Raw genomic sequence first — 15,513 nt, forward strand, 5'->3', positions numbered from 1 at the left:
AACAAACTACTTCTTTTTAGTATCGCCAAAGTTCACCAATAATAATTACAATAATCAATAACCCGAGCCAACTTCGGTAATGGTCACGAAGGATCCCTAAATAGTCCCGAATCACAGTTAATGATTGAAATTTCCATGGTGTCCTACTAGGGCTTAGCGACCATTTTAAGCCTAGTCTCCATAAATAGCTTTTGGTCCGTAATACATGAAAAGAACTAGTAACCACTACTACCTTTGGGTTCGGTTTAATCCGGCTTTGAAGCAACTTTTGACAATTTTGAAGGTTAGCCCACGTATTTTTTGCTTGTTCCTCTAACAATATTTTATTCTTAGGAATACCATGACTTATTAAGTAATCTGCCATTGCCTGTGCTTCCGATAATTGTGCTCCGTGTAAAAGACCACCAGTAACAATAATGGTTGATTCATCATTTAATTGCCAACAGGAAATTGCTTGTTGTAAACGTGCAGCTAAAATTGGAGGAACCTTTCCGTGACGTAAACCAGCCCCAAGGACTATTAAATAATCCGCATTAACTGGCTTTGAAAACACTTGAAGGAGAATTGTAGATCCCCAGAAAATCAATAAGCCCAATGTAGTAATACCGTTAACTACCCGCGCGCAAAAAATAACCTGTTGTCCAAACCAAGAGAATTGTTCAGCAGGTTCAAACAATAGCGGAAGCCAAAAGATGAGATTAAGAAGGATTAAAGCAAAGGCCTTGTAATTATCCCTCACTAACCGATTTTCTTTGGAAAAGCGCCGAATTAAAACAATGCTAATTAGTTCTAACCACGTCAGGAGACTGGCTGTCCCTAAACTAATTGCCGTTATTTTCTCTGGATAACAAATCTGACCACCAATTAAGATTAATAATATTCCAGTCCAGCAGAGAGCCCATTCATTCTTTTTCGGTAATGGCCACCATAAAAGGATAATTAACAATGCAAGTGCAAAGATAATCATTTCTTACCGTACTCCTTTTTCCGCCGACGATGTTTTCGGTACCGTTGAAGTAATTCACTAATTGCCATTGCTACTATGATAATAATTGCTAATGAGTAACCTAAAACACCAAGACGATAAATGTGGGGATGATCAGCGCTTCCCTCTACCAACAAAGAAGAACCAACAATTATTGCTGCCAAAATAATTGCAACAATAATCCGGTTAACAATTCGACTAACCCATTTCAATAATTGATCCTGATCAGAATAATGGAAATTAATTCGTGCATCCCCACCACTGACAGCGTCAAAAAAGGTATTTAACTTCCCAGGCATTTGAGTAATCGCTTTGACGGCACGGTAACTACTCCACAGACTATTATCTAACTGAGTCCGGAAATTAAAGTGTTGCTTTAAGTATTGCTGACCAAATGGACGAGCAACTTCAAGCATTGAAAGGGATGGATCTAATTTAGCGATGATCGTTTCTAAAATACCAAAAGCCCGAACTAGCATCGTTACCTGTGAATCAATTTGTAAGTTGTTATTTTGGCATAGTTGAACAATTTGGTAGAGCATCTTGGTAAAGTTAATGTCTGCCAAGCCAGCATTTAAGTACGGACGTAAGAAACGGCCAAGATCACGATAAAATTTTTGTTCATCAAGAGGTCCGACTTGTTCGCACATTGGAATAATTGATTGGCCAATTTCGTGAATATCCTGTGAATTGATTGCTAATACAATTTTAGCGATCCCATCCGCAGTTGATGGGGAAATTCGGCCCATCATTCCGAAGTCAATCCAAATAACCCGGTATGGGGGAAGTGCGACCTCTTTTTGATAACTAAAGTTAGTGTTACCAACTTGTTTTTCAACCTTTTTACTTACTTCAAACTGGTCGTCCTGAGACTCAGATTTCGTTAACTTATGGATTGAAATATTTCCTGGATGCGGATCAGCTTGAAAGAAATGATCCACAAAGACCTGCTTAAGGAAGTTCTTTACTAAAGCTTGAGCGATTTCATGACGAATTGCTTGTTGTGCTTTTGCCCGTTTCGGATCTTCCTTATCCAGAGGCTCGTTTGCTAAATGCTTGATACTCTTCCCTGGCATGAATTCGTTAACTAAAATTTTGGGTGCGCAATATTCAAAATATACTTTAGGAACCCGAATGATTGACTGACCATTATTAAGTCGGTAAAATTCAATACCATTTTTTGCTTCCTGTATTGTATCAATTTCACTTTTTAATGAGCTACTTAATGCATTAAAGATCTTAACTGGATCGACAACCGTAATCCCTGTTGGAACGTATTTTAATAATTCGACAGCGCGCTTTAATAGGGCCAGATCGGTATCTACTAATTTTGTGACGTCAGGGTGCTGGATCTTAACTACTACGGGCGTTCCGTCTTTTAACTCTGCATGATGAACCTGCCCAATTGAAGCTGAAGCAAATGCCTTCTCATCAAAACTTTTAAATACTTCACTGATTCTCTTTCCGGTTTCTGTTTCAAATGTTGTTTTCACACTTGCAAAATCATCAGCTGGTACATCATCCTGTAGCTTACGAAAAGCCTTAATATATTCAGAGCTAACTAGATCTGAACGTGTAGAAAGAATTTGTCCCATCTTAATAAAGGTTGGACCAAGTTCTTCCAGTGCTTGGCACACTTCCTCTGGATTCTTTTGATGATAGAAATTACTGAGGAAATGGTACTCACGCATGATCCTCATGATCCGGCGAAGACGTTTACCAGGAGACGCTACTGTTTCTTCAACCATTAGTAATTAACCCCTTTTACAATTCATTTCCATTCCGGGAACACAGTTACATTCAACTACTTCAGGAGCTGTTTCCTTTTTCTTAGCTAACAATGTTTGAAGCTGGTCAATATCATTTTGGCTAAGGTTAACATCTTCTATTACATGTTTTAAGGTTGCACCAACATGCATTTCACAAATACTACTAAAGAGCTGGTCAGCAGCCTCGTTCATGGTAATTTGTTCCTTGATCAATGGTGTATAGATAAAGACACGGCCTTGACGAGTTGTTTCCAAAGCCCCCTTTTCAACTAATCGCCGGAGTAAGGTCTTAATTGTTGCCGGTTTCCAATCAACCTTTTGCTGGAGCAATGCGATTACCTGAGTACTGGTTGATTTCCCTAGTGTCCAAATAATTCGCATTACCTGCCACTCTGCTGGTGTAATATCTGTTTTCTCTTCCATGAACTCACCTCGTTTTAAAATCTACACCTGTCAATCAAGGGCGTCAAACAATTTCAGAATTAATTCAAATAATCATTGTAGCCTGTATTAAGATCTGCTAAACTACTGCTTTAGTTATCATAAATTTTACAAAAAGGAGTCGATGTTCTTGACTGACCAGCGAATTAGGCGTGCCCTAATTATAATGGTTTTTGGAACTTTTTTTGGGATCCTTTGCTCAACCTTGATGAATATTGCGTTACCAACCTTCATGGCGGTCTTTCATATTAGCGAAGCCCATGTTCAGTGGGTTACGAACGGCTATATGCTGGTAAATGCACTGATGATCCCAGTTAGTTCCTATCTTATCAAAAGGTTTTCGTTTAAATGGTTATTTATCTTTTTTACGGGAATCTTTCTTTGCGGAACAATTATTGGTGGATTAGCAAATTCCTTTAATCTCTTAGTAATTGCCCGGATGATTCAGGCAATTGGTGCGGGAATGATGATGCCACTAGTTAATGTGCTAGCAATTCGTTATGCACTTCCCGGTAAAAAGGGACGGATAATGGGAATTATCGGTCTGGCATTTAACTGTGCACCTATTCTAGGGCCGGCAGTGTCAGGCTTTATGCTTGATTATCTCTCATGGCGGTATTTGTTTATTTTAATCATTCCATTTGCGGTCATTACCTTACTCTTATCGCTGTGGATGCTTCCATACATTCCTCATAACGAATTCCCCCAATTTAATAGTTTGGGTTTTACAATAATTACAATTGGTTTATGGGCACTATTGATGGGGCTCTCCAATGTTTCGAGCTTTCCCCTCTTATCATTTAATGTTGGGGGAATGGCAACTGTTGGTTTGGCATTTATTATTCTTTTCTATATTAACCAACGTAAGAGTAATCATCCACTAATTAACCTTGGTGTTTTTGAACATCGTCAATTCCTCTTGGCAACGGTAATTAATATGTTAATTACGGCTACGATGTATGGTAATGCGATCCTAATTCCTCTTCTAGTACAAATCGTTCTTGGTGAAAGTACGGTGATTTCAGCGATTGCCATTCTTCCAGGTGCAATCCTTACTGGATTATTGTCAACGACCAGTGGGCGATTCTATGATCGCTACCCAATTCAATGGCTTGTCGGTGCTGGGCTTTTGATTGATATTATTGGGACAACAGGCCAAGCGCTGATTGGTGCCCGGAGTTCGGTAATAATCATTACTGTTTTTCAGACCGTTCGTCAGTTTGGTCTAGTTACAATGTTAATTCCCTTGCAAACACAGGCGCTCTCCCTTTTACCAAACGAAATTGTTCCCGATGCGGTAGCTTGTTTCAATACCCTTCGCCAAATTGCGGCTGCGTTTGGAACTGCCCTCATTGTTTCAGTTGTTGGAATTGTTAACCACCTTGTCCACAGTTCAACGTCTCATTTAGGAATTCAATCCGGATTTGCCTTTTGTTTAGTCCTCCTTTTACTATCACTTGTTTTAAGTAGAAAACTATATCATAAGATAAAATAAACGGTCAGCAACTTCATTATTGAAGTATGTTGACCGCTTTTAAAAAAATAAAATTAACCAGAAGAATATAGCTGACCGTTCCCAATAGTAAAGATAAGCTCATATTACGTTTCCAAAGGTGAACAATAACTGTAATAACGCTTGCAATAATTTCTGGCAAACCATAATTACCACTCAAAAAATGGACATTGCGGAAACAATACACCACAAGCATCCCCATGATTGCCGGTGGAAGGAATTTCCCTAATCCTTCAATAAACGGACTCAAGTCTTCCTTACCGTTTCGTTGGTGATCAAAAATGAGAAATGGCGTAAAGCGGGTAAAGAAGTTTGCTACGGCAGCAATCGCAATTGAAACAATTTGTTGAACAACCGACATCTTATTTTCCCTCCTTTGCCCGTCGTTTTGTTAGGTAGTAATACTCAGCGACTAGAAGAAGTAGTGTTACTACTAAGAAGCAGGTTTTACCGACCAATAACAAACTAATAATCGTAATCAGCACTCCACTAATTGAACTAATACGGTTGTCTTCCTTAAGAAATTGATCTAGTGCTAAAACAATAAAGAGGGCAGTCATTACAAAATCAAGTCCTTTAATCTGGATTTGAAGGAGGCTTCCAAGAAATCCCCCAAGGAAAGCTCCAAGAACCCAATAACCCCAATCAAGAAGAGTGATCCAAGTATTAACTTTAACCTGACTCATCCCCTCTGGAATCTCGGTGTAATAGTTAAGCACAAAAGTTTCATCTGTCAGCTCAAAGATTAATAGCCATTTTCGCCAACCGGCCTGACGATATTGCTTCAACATTGATAAAGCATAAAATGATTGACGAAAGCCCACCACTAAAGTAATTAAGAGAACATTCAACGGATTAAAGTGTTGAACTAGCATATTGGCAATTACAAATTCAACCGAGCCACCATAAATTGTTAACGCCATTAGTGTTGGATACCAAAAAGAAAAACCAAGGTTATGCATGTAAAGGCCATACCCAAGTCCTAATGTTACATAACCAAATAATACCGGAATTGATCGTTGTAATGCGAAACGAAATTCTCCCTGCATCATTTTCATAAGCTACTCCCCAATTAGTTTTATTTGTTCTTGATAAGGACTAAATTCACAATTCATATTGTATCATTTAAGAGCGCTTTTATATATGACAAAAGCACGCTCCCGTTAAGGACACGTGCTTCAATCAAAACCTAATAAACTGGTCTTGAAGATCCCTGGGTTGCGGGATCAGCAAAGCCAATACTTTCGTTATTCCACTTGTTGGGATTTTCAATAATTTTAGTAACAACGTCAGCAACGCTCTTTCGCGAAACCGATACCCCCACATACTTTTCACCTTTATGGGTAATCGTATAGTTAGTATCATTCCGATCATTTAACCAGGCAATCCGGAGCATAGTATAATCCAATCCAGATTCTTCTACATACCGATCAGAAAGAACTACTGGACTATTATTATCAACATGACCACCAAAACATATTTTACGGTTAAAATCACCAAAAGCTCCAGGAACTTCATCGTAAATTCCAAGAATATTAGAAGAAATCAATCGATGAACTCCTTCGTCTTTCATTACCTTAATAATCTTTTGAGTTAGTTTAGCTCCAGCACCATGTTCCACAAAAGAAACGTAGACGATATCCTGAGCATGAACTGCTGCTTTAAGTGCCTCTTCAGTGTTAGCATCTCCCTCTACAAGAGTTACTTGTGGATTATTGGCAAGATCACTTAATCGTTGAACATTTCTTAATAATAGAGTTAGGTGAACTTCTGGATCACCGTTCAGAATATTTTTCTCCACTAATCGGGCAATTTGTCCATTAGCGCCAATAATTACTACATTCTTAGACATCCTGGTTCCTCCTACTTTCGTAATGCTTTTAGACTAGTGCCAAAAATACTTTCAATCGCTGCCGGATCGCGGTGATCAAAGAACTGACTTTCATTCTTATTTAGACTGTTCATGGCTTGCATATCTTCATCGTCTAATTGAAAATTGAAAACATCAAAATTTTCTGCAATTCGTTCACGGTGCACTGACTTAGGAATCGTCACAATCCCCCGTCGCAAAAGCCAACGTAAAATAACTTGACCATTACTTTTACCATATTCTTGGCCAATCTTGGCAATCACTTCATTGTTAAAAATATCGTGTTTGCCTTCAGCAAATGGTGCCCAGGCTTCTGTAACAATCCCTTCCTGTTTGTTAAAAGCGACATCATCGGCTTGTTGGAACCATGGCGATACTTCAATCTGATTAGCGGCTGGTTTAACCTTGGCCATTAATTCTAAATTCTTTAATTGATCAGGATAGAAATTAGAAACACCAATTGATCTAATTTTTCCTGCTTGTTGGGCTTCTTCGAATGCTCGCCAGGCACCAGCAATGTCACCGTATGGTTGGTGGAGTAAGTACAGGTCGATATAATCTAACCCTAGCCTATTTAAGGACACATCAATTCCTTGTTTAGCTTTTTCATAAGAAAAATGATCAACCCAAAGCTTTGAAGTTACAAAAAATTCTGAACGATCAATGCCACTTTCACGGATTGCTTTGCCAACAGCCGCTTCATTCATATAAACAGCTGCCGTATCAAATAATCGATAACCAACTTGAATTGCATCGCTTACTGCCTGCTTTGCTTGTTCTTGATCTAAGATTTGGAAAACACCAAACCCCAGTTGAGGCATCCTGTTTCCATCATTTAATGTTACGTATTACATTGTTTTCCTCCAATTTCGTTCACTTTAGGTTCATTTTATTGTTTTTCACTTTTAATTTTCTGAAGCCAATTAGCAAAATTATCATGGGCATCATCGAAGTTATCAATAATTTGTAATTGTCCACAACAATTATGGAAAAATTCCATAAATCGTTGCGAATTACCGACACTAGTGTAAAAGGGAGCTACCTTTCCTTTAAAGTTTTGAATATTTTCCATAAACTTCATTACTGGAGAAGTTACTCCCCAATCCCAGGTAGGACTACCAAGTAAAATTAAATCGTAGTCGTTAATATTTTTGGGCATATTAATCACTGATGGTAAGTGATGCGTTTTCTTTTGCTTTTCATAAATATCAGCTGTCTCGTACACATCAGAAGAAAAGGTATTAGCAGGAACCTTGATTTCTAACAAATCGCTACTTGGTAACTCTCGATGAATCTTTTGTGCTAAATGTTTAGTTGTTCCTGACCAAGAATAATAGGCCACTAAAATTTTCATGTTACTTATCCTTCCTAATAACGATTTTTCATAGTTGAACGTAGAATCAACCTCTTTGCGGAGGTGAAATTATGAACTAGTTCTCTCACTCTTAATCATTAGCATGAACGTCAAAAGCATTAAGAAGCATTTCACCAGTACCTGGGGCATCCGGATTGTGGGCACCATGTCCTTGATCAAGTTTGCGAATGGCATCCATTTCATCACTAGTTAATTCAAAGTCAAAGATATCTAAATTAGACTTAATTCGTGCTTCATGAATCGACTTTGGAAAGACAATAATACCTTCTTGATGTTCAAATCGTAAAATGATTTGACCGACATCTTTGCCATACTTTTTAGCTAAATTATTTAGCAGGGGTTCTGCAAATAATGAATGGTTCCCTTCTCCCAGGGGCGCCCATGCTTCTAAAGTAACGTGATTTTGTGACATAATTTGGCGGAGTTCTTTTTGTTGGAAGTAAGGGTTAAATTCGACTTGGTTTACTGCTGGCATCTTTTTATTAAAAATACCTTTATCTGCCCACTTTTGCCAAATCTTGGGTGTCATGTTTGAAACACCGATAGAACGAATCTTCCCTGCTTTCTGAGCTTCAATCATTGCCTGCCACGCTTCATCAACTTTACCGTATGGTTGATGAATTAGGTACAAGTCAATGTAGTCTAATCCCAATTTCTTAAGAGTACGATCAATTGATTTGTTAGCATCTTCGTAAGCATAATCTTGTAACCACATCTTAGAAGTAATCCAAATTTGGTTACGAGGAATACCACTATCACGGACAGCTTTTCCCACTTCTTGTTCGTTAAAGTAAGCTACAGCAGTATCAATATGACGATAACCATCCTTTAATGCTTGACTGACTGCTTTATAAGTTGAGCCATCCGCTGGAATTTGAAAAACGCCAAAACCAAATGAAGGAATTTCATTACCATCGTTTAACTTAAATTTAGGTGCTTCTTCGGTCATATTTCATTTCTCCTTTTTTTCAATTCTTTAATTGATATTGTAGATAGTAATTAGTAGTTTGAAAATTTACTTTTAAGCAAGCTAGTATACGATTACCGTATGGTAAAATGATCATAAACAATTAATATTAAGGTGACATACTATGATTGATAATTACTTACTTGAGGAATTAGTGGCCTTTGCTAAATATGGTACCCTAGCAAAAGCTGCGGATTTTCTTGGCCTCTCTCAACCAGCAGTTACTCGCGGGACAAAAAAACTTGAAAATGATCTCGGAATTAAACTATTTAAGCGGGAACCAAACAAAATTACTCTAAACGCTAGCGGAAAGTTTGCAGCCCAGAAAGCTCAGCAAGTTTTAAATGAAAACCAAAATTTCATTAATGAAGTAAAGAAGTTTTATCAAAGTAACCAAGAAATTAGTCTAACCTCGGTTGCTCCCGGACCTCTCTTTGTTTTAGCAAACAATCGTTTTGTTAATTTAAAAATTGACGACCAGTTCGTTCAAGAAGGACAGATTAAAGACTTATTATTGCAAAATCAATATACCTGCATTGTCTCTACTAGCCCAATCCAGTATCCACAAATTGATTCAACGTATTTAGGGATGGAAAATTTAATGGTTAATGTGAATGAATTTTCTAATTTAGCTAGTTATCCAAGTATTCACTTTAATGATTTAAAGGGGCTAAGCTTTCTGGTATTAACCAATATCGGTATTTGGAAGCAAATTATTCAGAAAAATATTCCTGATGCTAAATTTATCTATCAAGCAAAGGAAGAAAATTTTAACGAAATTAAGAATTATTCCGTTTTCCCATTTTTTACAACTAACTTATCTAATGCAAATCCAAATTGGGATAAGAAAATGGTTAGTGATCGAATTCCCGTTCCGATCGCTGATCAAGCAGCAACCCAAAGCTTTTATCTCAATTACTTAAAACAAAATAAAAAACGCCTTGAACCACTAATTGAAGAGTGGCAAGACGCCTGGGAAAAAGTAGACTAAATCTACAAAAATAACCTAAGATTAGTTTTAAGCTAGTCTTAGGTTATTGTCGCTTTAAATATTTTTGATTACTTATCTTCGCCAACTGGTTGAGTAATCATTTCGTAAACGTATGATTCTTCTTCAGGACGGTATACCCCATGAAGTTCACCAACCTTAGTGAACCCGTTCTTGGTAATCAAATGTTGCATGATCTCATTATTTTCGTGAGTATCGATCCGAAGTGACTTAATGTCCTTCCGGTTGTTCTTAATGTAATCAATTACACTTTCAAAAAGTTGTGAAGCATAACCGTTACCAGCGTGCTTAGAATGAATGGCAACCCGGTGAATAACTTGGTATTTATCAGTGTCTAGTAACCACTTACCATCTAAAGCATCGTAAGAATGGTCTGGGGCGTCAATAATTGCTAATGCACCAACAGTTTGGTCATCGTCTGATTGAACAAGGTATGCCCAGCCATGTTGAATATCTTCTTTGATGTGTTCTTCGTTCGGGTAATCACCCTGCCATTGATCGATTCCTCGTTCTGCTAATTGGTTCCGACCATCACGAAGAATATCCATCACTGTATCCAAATCTTCCATGGTAGCTTTACGTAATTGCATTCGTATTACCTTCCCTTCCGTTAATTGATCATTTACTTTTAACTAATTAACAACCATATAAATTTACCATATTGATAATGATAAGTGCAAGCTAAAAGTTCCTCCTAGTATTATCCTACCGCATAATTCACTTTCATGTTAAATTAAAGATATTATTACGTAAGGAGGAGCCGATGAAACTTACAATTCGAGAGTTATACGATAAAATGTTACAAAACATGGGAAGTTATGGTTGGTGGCCTGCCGGATCAAAGGCAGAAATTATTGTTGGTGCAGTCATGATTCAAAATACTAATTGGCAAAACGCTGACAAAGCAGTTGCCAACTTTCGCCAACTAACTAATTTCAATCCCGATCGAATCCTTCAGCTGTCCACCGAAGAGCTTCAAGCAATTGTTCGACCAGCTGGCTTTTACAAGAATAAGAGTCGTGCAGTTAAAGCTATTTTTAGTTGGTTATCTAAATATAATTATGACTATTCACGAATTTACCAATCTTTTGGAGCAAGTTTGCGTAAAGAATTGCTGAAGCTTCACGGAGTTGGTGATGAAACGGCAGATGTTCTTCTTACTTATATTTTTGAGTTACCAACATTTATTAGTGATAAATATGCCCGAATACTCTTTACCCAGCTAGGAGTTTCCGGGCTTACCGACTATCAAAGTCTCGCAAAACGAGTGAAACTGCCGAAGAATTTTACTAGTGATGAAGCTCAAGACTTTCATGGCCTCATTGATAAATTTGGGAAAGTCTACTTTCACCCGCTCACAAAATTTCAAGAGAGTTTTCTTGCCGGAGATCAACTAATCTTATAAATGCACCTTTTTCTGAAGCATTTACACTTCAGAAGTTACCAAAAAATATTCGAAAGGAATTTTATTCGATGAATCAAGAACAACAGTTAATGGCTGTTAAACAATTTACAATTAAAAAGCTTGTCGGAGATCGGACTGGTCACGGAATGGATCACATAAACCGGGTCGTTAAAAATGCTGCCCGAATTGCAAATGGTGAAGACTATGATCCGTTTTTACCCCAAATAGCTGCATACCTTCATGACACAGTTGATGAAAAAATTGTTAATAGTGTAGAAAAAGCTCAAGATGAAGTACAGTCGTTTCTTCGTCAAATTGAACTGACTGATGAGCAGGTTAGTACTGTAATGGAAACAATTAAAAATATTTCTTTTGCTCATACTCTAGAAAAACAACAGATATCCCTTAGTGCAACTGCCCAGATCGTCCGTGACGCCGACTGGTTAGATGCAATTGGTGCAATTGGAATTACTCGTGCAATCTATTATGGAGGCGCCCATGGTGAAGTTATTTATGATCCCAAAATTAAGCCCCGGAAGAAAATGAATAAGCAAGAATACCGAAATCTAGATGATGAAACGATCATCAATCACTTTGATGAAAAACTTCTTGGGTTGAAAGACAAACTTTTTACCCCAACTGCAAAGAAGATTGCAGAACACCGCCAACAAGTAATGCTCGATTTTCTTGATGAGTTCCATCAGGAATGGAATGCAGAAGCCTAATATCAATCTTCTTAAATATATACAAAAAAGAGTCTGGGAATGACTTTCCAAACTCTTTTTTGTACATATTTTATTTTTGATCGTCATGATCTTTTTTCTGGTGCTTATTCATGTCGATAATCACTGAATCATTCGAAGAATTATGACTATCATCGGGGCTGCTTACTTTTGGTAACCACTTTTTATTAATATATAGCATAAAAATACCAATTGGTGGAACTAGTAAGGCATAACAGAGTCCCGTTAATAATGACGTTGGTAATGCTAAGCGAGCAATTTCAAACATTCCGTTACTGCTTCCTGTCAATTGCCACCCTACAATTAAATAGGCAATTTCCAGTAAAATAAGAATAATTAAACCGCTGCCAATACCAATCGTGATCAGCTGCTGGTGACGTAATTCTTGAGACCTTGCTTGTTGCCACCTAACTACCCAACCACTAAAGAGGGTTGTCAGGGCGGTAACTACAACAGTGAGCCAATCACTTTGACCAAAAGCTAGTAAAATCAACTGTGAAATTATTACTAGTAATGCCGAATTCAGCATCCCAAATATTGGAATGACAGTGACCGCTAATAAAGCAGTGAGTGGAGCAATAATTGTTCCACTTGGCAAAACGCCACGTAAGTCAAGTGGTGACAACAGGCAAATCACTAATAAAACCACGAACCATGTAACAATATGAAATAAGCGAATCTTTTTCATCATGCTAAAGGCTTCTTTTCTGTATCTTGTAACCAGGCAAGCGCCAATGCTCCTTGTCCTAAGTGAACTCCAATTACAGGACCAAAGTATGATAATTCAAACTTAATATCAGGATGTTCCTCTTGGAGTTTATTCATCCATTTTTCCCCTGCTTCTTTATCGTTAGCGTGCAGAACGATCGCCCGTACCGGATAGTCCAACTTTTCAATTGATTCATTAAAGAGTTGTTCACAACGCGCCTTAGCTTTCTTCATCGACCGGACCTTCTCAAAGGCTTCAATATCATGATTAGGGTTATCAAATGAAAGGAGTGGCTTGATCCTTAAAATTGAACCAACAAAGGCTGAAGCGTTAGAAAGTCGTCCCCCACGTACAAGATTTTGTAAATCATCAACGACAAAGACGTCGCGAAAAGTATTCCGCAATTCCGTCAGTTTTTTAACAATTTCATCAATATCCGCACCCTGCTTAGCCAACTTAGCAGCTTCAATTGCAAGATAGCCCATCAACTTAACTGTAATTCCGGAATCAAATGGCACAATCTTGATTGTATCCTTCATTTGTTCAGAAAGTTGGGTAATATTGTTGAGAAATCCTGAAATTGTCTTTGCAAGATGGATACTAATCACAGCATCATAGCCTTCATCCGCAAGCTTCTGATAAAGTTCCATCATTTCACCAATTGAAGGTTGAGATGTGCTGGGGAAGGTACTGGCAGTCTTTAACTGCTTGTAGAACTCCTCAGTAGTGATATCAACACCCTCACGGTAAGTTTTACCGTTAAGGGTAAACGGAATTGGTACCACATGAATATTATTGGCTGCGATCTCTTCTTGAGTAAGATAGCAGGTACTGTCAGTCACAACAGCTATTTTCATTAATACTACCTCCATTAGAATGTTGTTATTTGATAATTAAAGAACAATTGCATAGTAAAGGTATTTTAACAACATCGTAATAGATATAGAATACCACATCGCTGTACAGAAACCAATAATCCTGATTCTTTGAATTGTCTATTTCCCGAAACAAACGGTATAATAGTAATCGCTATGCAAAACGTTAAATAAGGAGGAAATAGATAATGGCATTTGATGGTTTCTTTACCCACGCAATCGTCCATGAACTTAATGAAACTCTTGCAACTGGACGAGTTGCTAAAGTTAATCAACCCTACCCTGCAGAATTAATTATGACCATCCGGGTACACCGTCATAATTATTCCCTGCTTCTTTCTACTAACCCAACATACCCTAGAATGCAAATTACCAAAATTGCCTACCAAAATCCTGCAGTTCCTAGTAATTTTGCCATGACAATGCGTAAATATTTAGAAGGAGCAATTCTCGAATCAATTGAACAAGTTGATAATGACCGGATTATTAAAATGAACTTTAATACTCGGGATGAACTTGGTGATCGGCAACGACTTGTCCTAATCACAGAAATAATGGCTCGTCACAGTAATATTTCACTAGTTAATGAGAAAACGGGTAAGATTATCGATACGATAAAACACGTTGGCTCTGACCAAAATCGTGTTCGTCTCTTGCTTCCTGGTGCTACTTTTATTATGCCACCAAAACAGGATAAGATTAATCCATACCTCCCTAACCAAATTTATACAGACTTAATGCGGGAAAAATTAAGTGAAGATGATTTGGCTAAGCAGTTACAACGCAGCTATCAAGGCTTAGGTAAACAGTCTGCCCAAGAACTAGCACGTGAACTACAAGTTAGTTCAGACTTACCAACTACTTACCATACCTTCCTTAAGCATTTTGAAAATCCTGATCCCGTAATCTATGACGATAATAACGGGAAGCAACAATTTGCAGCCTTTGCACCAAGCAATATTAATGAAGAACAAATTACCCATTATGATACCCTTTCAGTAATGCTGGATGCTTTTTATGCCCAAAAAGCTGAACGGAATCGCTCAAGAGAATTAGCAGGACAAGTTCTCCGTGTTCTTCATACTGAACTAAAAAAGGATCGGCGAAAGGTTAAGAAACTAAACCAACAACTAGCAGATGCGGCTAAAGCTGATTATTACCGGATTCGTGGTGAAATTTTAACCACCTATTTAGGAAAATTAACCCACGGGATGACGGAAATCACCCTACCAAACTTCTATGATGATAATAAGCCGTTAAAAATTAATCTTGATCCTGAACTATCTCCTTCAAGAAATGCACAAAAGTACTTTACGAAGTATGACAAGTTAAAGACTTCGGTTAGTTATGTTAAGGAGCAATTAAAGTTAACTAATGACGAAATTGACTACCTTACTAATATTGAAAGCCAAATTGATCTTGCCTCACCCGCCGATATTCAGGAAATTCGCTTAGAACTTCAACAGCAAGGTTACTTGAAGCAAAAGCGACAAAAGAGCAAGAAACGGCGGAAAGTTCGGGTAAGTAAGCCCGAAGAATTCCATACTAGCAACGGAACCACGGTCCTTGTTGGGAAAAATAACCTCCAAAATGATCGCCTGAGTTTCAAGATTGCGAACAAAAATGATATCTGGCTACACGTTAAGGATATTCCTGGCTCTCACGTTATCATTCGAGATAGTAATCCAGATGATCAAACCCTCCTTGAAGCAGCACAGCTAGCTGCCTACTTCTCAAAAGGGCGGGATTCAGACAACGTTCCTGTAGACTACCTTCCTGCAAAACGACTCCATAAACCGAATGGTGCCAAGCCTGGTTTCGTTACTTTTACGGGGCAAAAGACCCTGTATGT

At 38.0% G+C, this 15,513-nt stretch carries 17 protein-coding genes; 5 read left to right on the forward strand and 12 right to left on the reverse strand.

The features are described 5' to 3' along the window. Nucleotides 1-16: 16 nt before the first annotated feature. The 3 genes from NFR46_RS05505 to NFR46_RS05515 are packed head-to-tail and all read right to left on the reverse strand — an operon-like array spanning nt 17 to nt 3,177. Entirely contained in the window at nt 17-967 is a 951-nt protein-coding gene (locus NFR46_RS05505; RefSeq protein ID WP_251575418.1) for a YdcF family protein, read from the reverse strand. After that, the gene (locus tag NFR46_RS05510) at nt 964-2,733 is read right to left on the reverse strand and encodes an ABC1 kinase family protein (protein ID WP_251575421.1); all 1,770 of its coding nucleotides are present in this window, start codon (nt 2,731-2,733) and stop codon (nt 964-966) included. The genes NFR46_RS05505 and NFR46_RS05510 overlap by 4 nt, the downstream gene beginning before the upstream one ends. Nucleotides 2,734-2,739: 6 nt before the next feature. Then, nucleotides 2,740-3,177, reverse strand: a complete 438-nt coding sequence (locus tag NFR46_RS05515) for a CopY/TcrY family copper transport repressor (RefSeq protein WP_251575426.1) — start codon at nt 3,175-3,177, stop codon at nt 2,740-2,742. Nucleotides 3,178-3,325: 148 nt separating this feature from the next. Between NFR46_RS05515 and NFR46_RS05520 the strand changes: the two genes are divergently transcribed. Beyond that, nucleotides 3,326-4,690, forward strand: coding sequence for a DHA2 family efflux MFS transporter permease subunit (locus NFR46_RS05520; protein ID WP_251575428.1), 1,365 nt, complete (start codon nt 3,326-3,328; stop codon nt 4,688-4,690). Nucleotides 4,691-4,706: 16 nt separating this feature from the next. On the opposite strand, the gene NFR46_RS05525 is transcribed toward NFR46_RS05520, so the two are convergent. The 6 genes from NFR46_RS05525 to NFR46_RS05550 all read right to left on the reverse strand — a co-directional run bounded on the left by NFR46_RS05525 (nt 4,707) and on the right by NFR46_RS05550 (nt 8,902). Continuing rightward, entirely contained in the window at nt 4,707-5,069 is a 363-nt protein-coding gene (locus NFR46_RS05525; RefSeq protein ID WP_251575432.1) for a branched-chain amino acid transporter permease, read from the reverse strand. Nucleotide 5,070: 1 nt separating this feature from the next. Beyond that, nucleotides 5,071-5,766, reverse strand: coding sequence for an AzlC family ABC transporter permease (locus NFR46_RS05530; protein ID WP_251575434.1), 696 nt, complete (start codon nt 5,764-5,766; stop codon nt 5,071-5,073). A 131-nt stretch (nt 5,767-5,897) separates the two neighbouring features. Beyond that, a complete protein-coding gene (locus tag NFR46_RS05535) occupies nt 5,898-6,560 on the reverse strand; it encodes an NAD(P)H-binding protein (RefSeq protein ID WP_251575436.1) in 663 nt (220 codons plus the stop codon). Nucleotides 6,561-6,571: 11 nt separating this feature from the next. Further along, nucleotides 6,572-7,399: an aldo/keto reductase gene (locus tag NFR46_RS05540; protein WP_251575439.1), complete on the reverse strand. Its 828-nt coding sequence runs from the start codon at nt 7,397-7,399 to the stop codon at nt 6,572-6,574. A 68-nt stretch (nt 7,400-7,467) separates the two neighbouring features. Beyond that, nucleotides 7,468-7,932, reverse strand: coding sequence for a flavodoxin family protein (locus NFR46_RS05545; RefSeq protein ID WP_251575441.1), 465 nt, complete (start codon nt 7,930-7,932; stop codon nt 7,468-7,470). A gap of 91 nt (nt 7,933-8,023) precedes the next feature. Further along, nucleotides 8,024-8,902, reverse strand: a complete 879-nt coding sequence (locus NFR46_RS05550) for an aldo/keto reductase (protein ID WP_251575444.1) — start codon at nt 8,900-8,902, stop codon at nt 8,024-8,026. A 142-nt stretch (nt 8,903-9,044) separates the two neighbouring features. On the opposite strand from NFR46_RS05550, the gene NFR46_RS05555 reads away from it, so the two are divergent. After that, entirely contained in the window at nt 9,045-9,911 is an 867-nt protein-coding gene (locus NFR46_RS05555; RefSeq protein ID WP_251575445.1) for a LysR family transcriptional regulator, read from the forward strand. A 68-nt stretch (nt 9,912-9,979) separates the two neighbouring features. On the opposite strand, the gene NFR46_RS05560 is transcribed toward NFR46_RS05555, so the two are convergent. Continuing rightward, complete coding sequence (locus tag NFR46_RS05560; protein ID WP_251575448.1) at nt 9,980-10,519, reverse strand: GNAT family N-acetyltransferase; 540 nt, start codon at nt 10,517-10,519, stop codon at nt 9,980-9,982. 173 nt (nt 10,520-10,692) lie between these two features. Between NFR46_RS05560 and NFR46_RS05565 the strand changes: the two genes are divergently transcribed. Both NFR46_RS05565 and NFR46_RS05570 read left to right on the forward strand, forming a co-directional pair. Further along, nucleotides 10,693-11,334, forward strand: a complete 642-nt coding sequence (locus NFR46_RS05565) for an endonuclease III domain-containing protein (RefSeq protein ID WP_251575449.1) — start codon at nt 10,693-10,695, stop codon at nt 11,332-11,334. Nucleotides 11,335-11,402: 68 nt separating this feature from the next. Further along, nucleotides 11,403-12,059, forward strand: a complete 657-nt coding sequence (locus NFR46_RS05570; protein ID WP_251575451.1) for an HD domain-containing protein — start codon at nt 11,403-11,405, stop codon at nt 12,057-12,059. 70 nt (nt 12,060-12,129) lie between these two features. Here NFR46_RS05570 and NFR46_RS05575 read toward each other — a convergent pair whose 3' ends face one another. Both NFR46_RS05575 and NFR46_RS05580 read right to left on the reverse strand, forming a co-directional pair. After that, entirely contained in the window at nt 12,130-12,768 is a 639-nt protein-coding gene (locus tag NFR46_RS05575; protein WP_251575452.1) for a hypothetical protein, read from the reverse strand. Continuing rightward, nucleotides 12,765-13,643: a DegV family protein gene (locus NFR46_RS05580; protein WP_251575453.1), complete on the reverse strand. Its 879-nt coding sequence runs from the start codon at nt 13,641-13,643 to the stop codon at nt 12,765-12,767. Before NFR46_RS05580 ends, NFR46_RS05575 begins: the two co-directional genes overlap by 4 nt. A 206-nt stretch (nt 13,644-13,849) precedes the next feature. Between NFR46_RS05580 and NFR46_RS05585 the strand changes: the two genes are divergently transcribed. After that, the coding region (locus NFR46_RS05585; RefSeq protein WP_251575455.1) for an Rqc2 family fibronectin-binding protein at nt 13,850-15,513 on the forward strand (1,664 nt) is incomplete at its 3' end.

Source organism: Limosilactobacillus agrestimuris (genome assembly GCF_943193105.1).
GTDB classification, from domain to species: domain Bacteria; phylum Bacillota; class Bacilli; order Lactobacillales; family Lactobacillaceae; genus Limosilactobacillus; species Limosilactobacillus agrestimuris.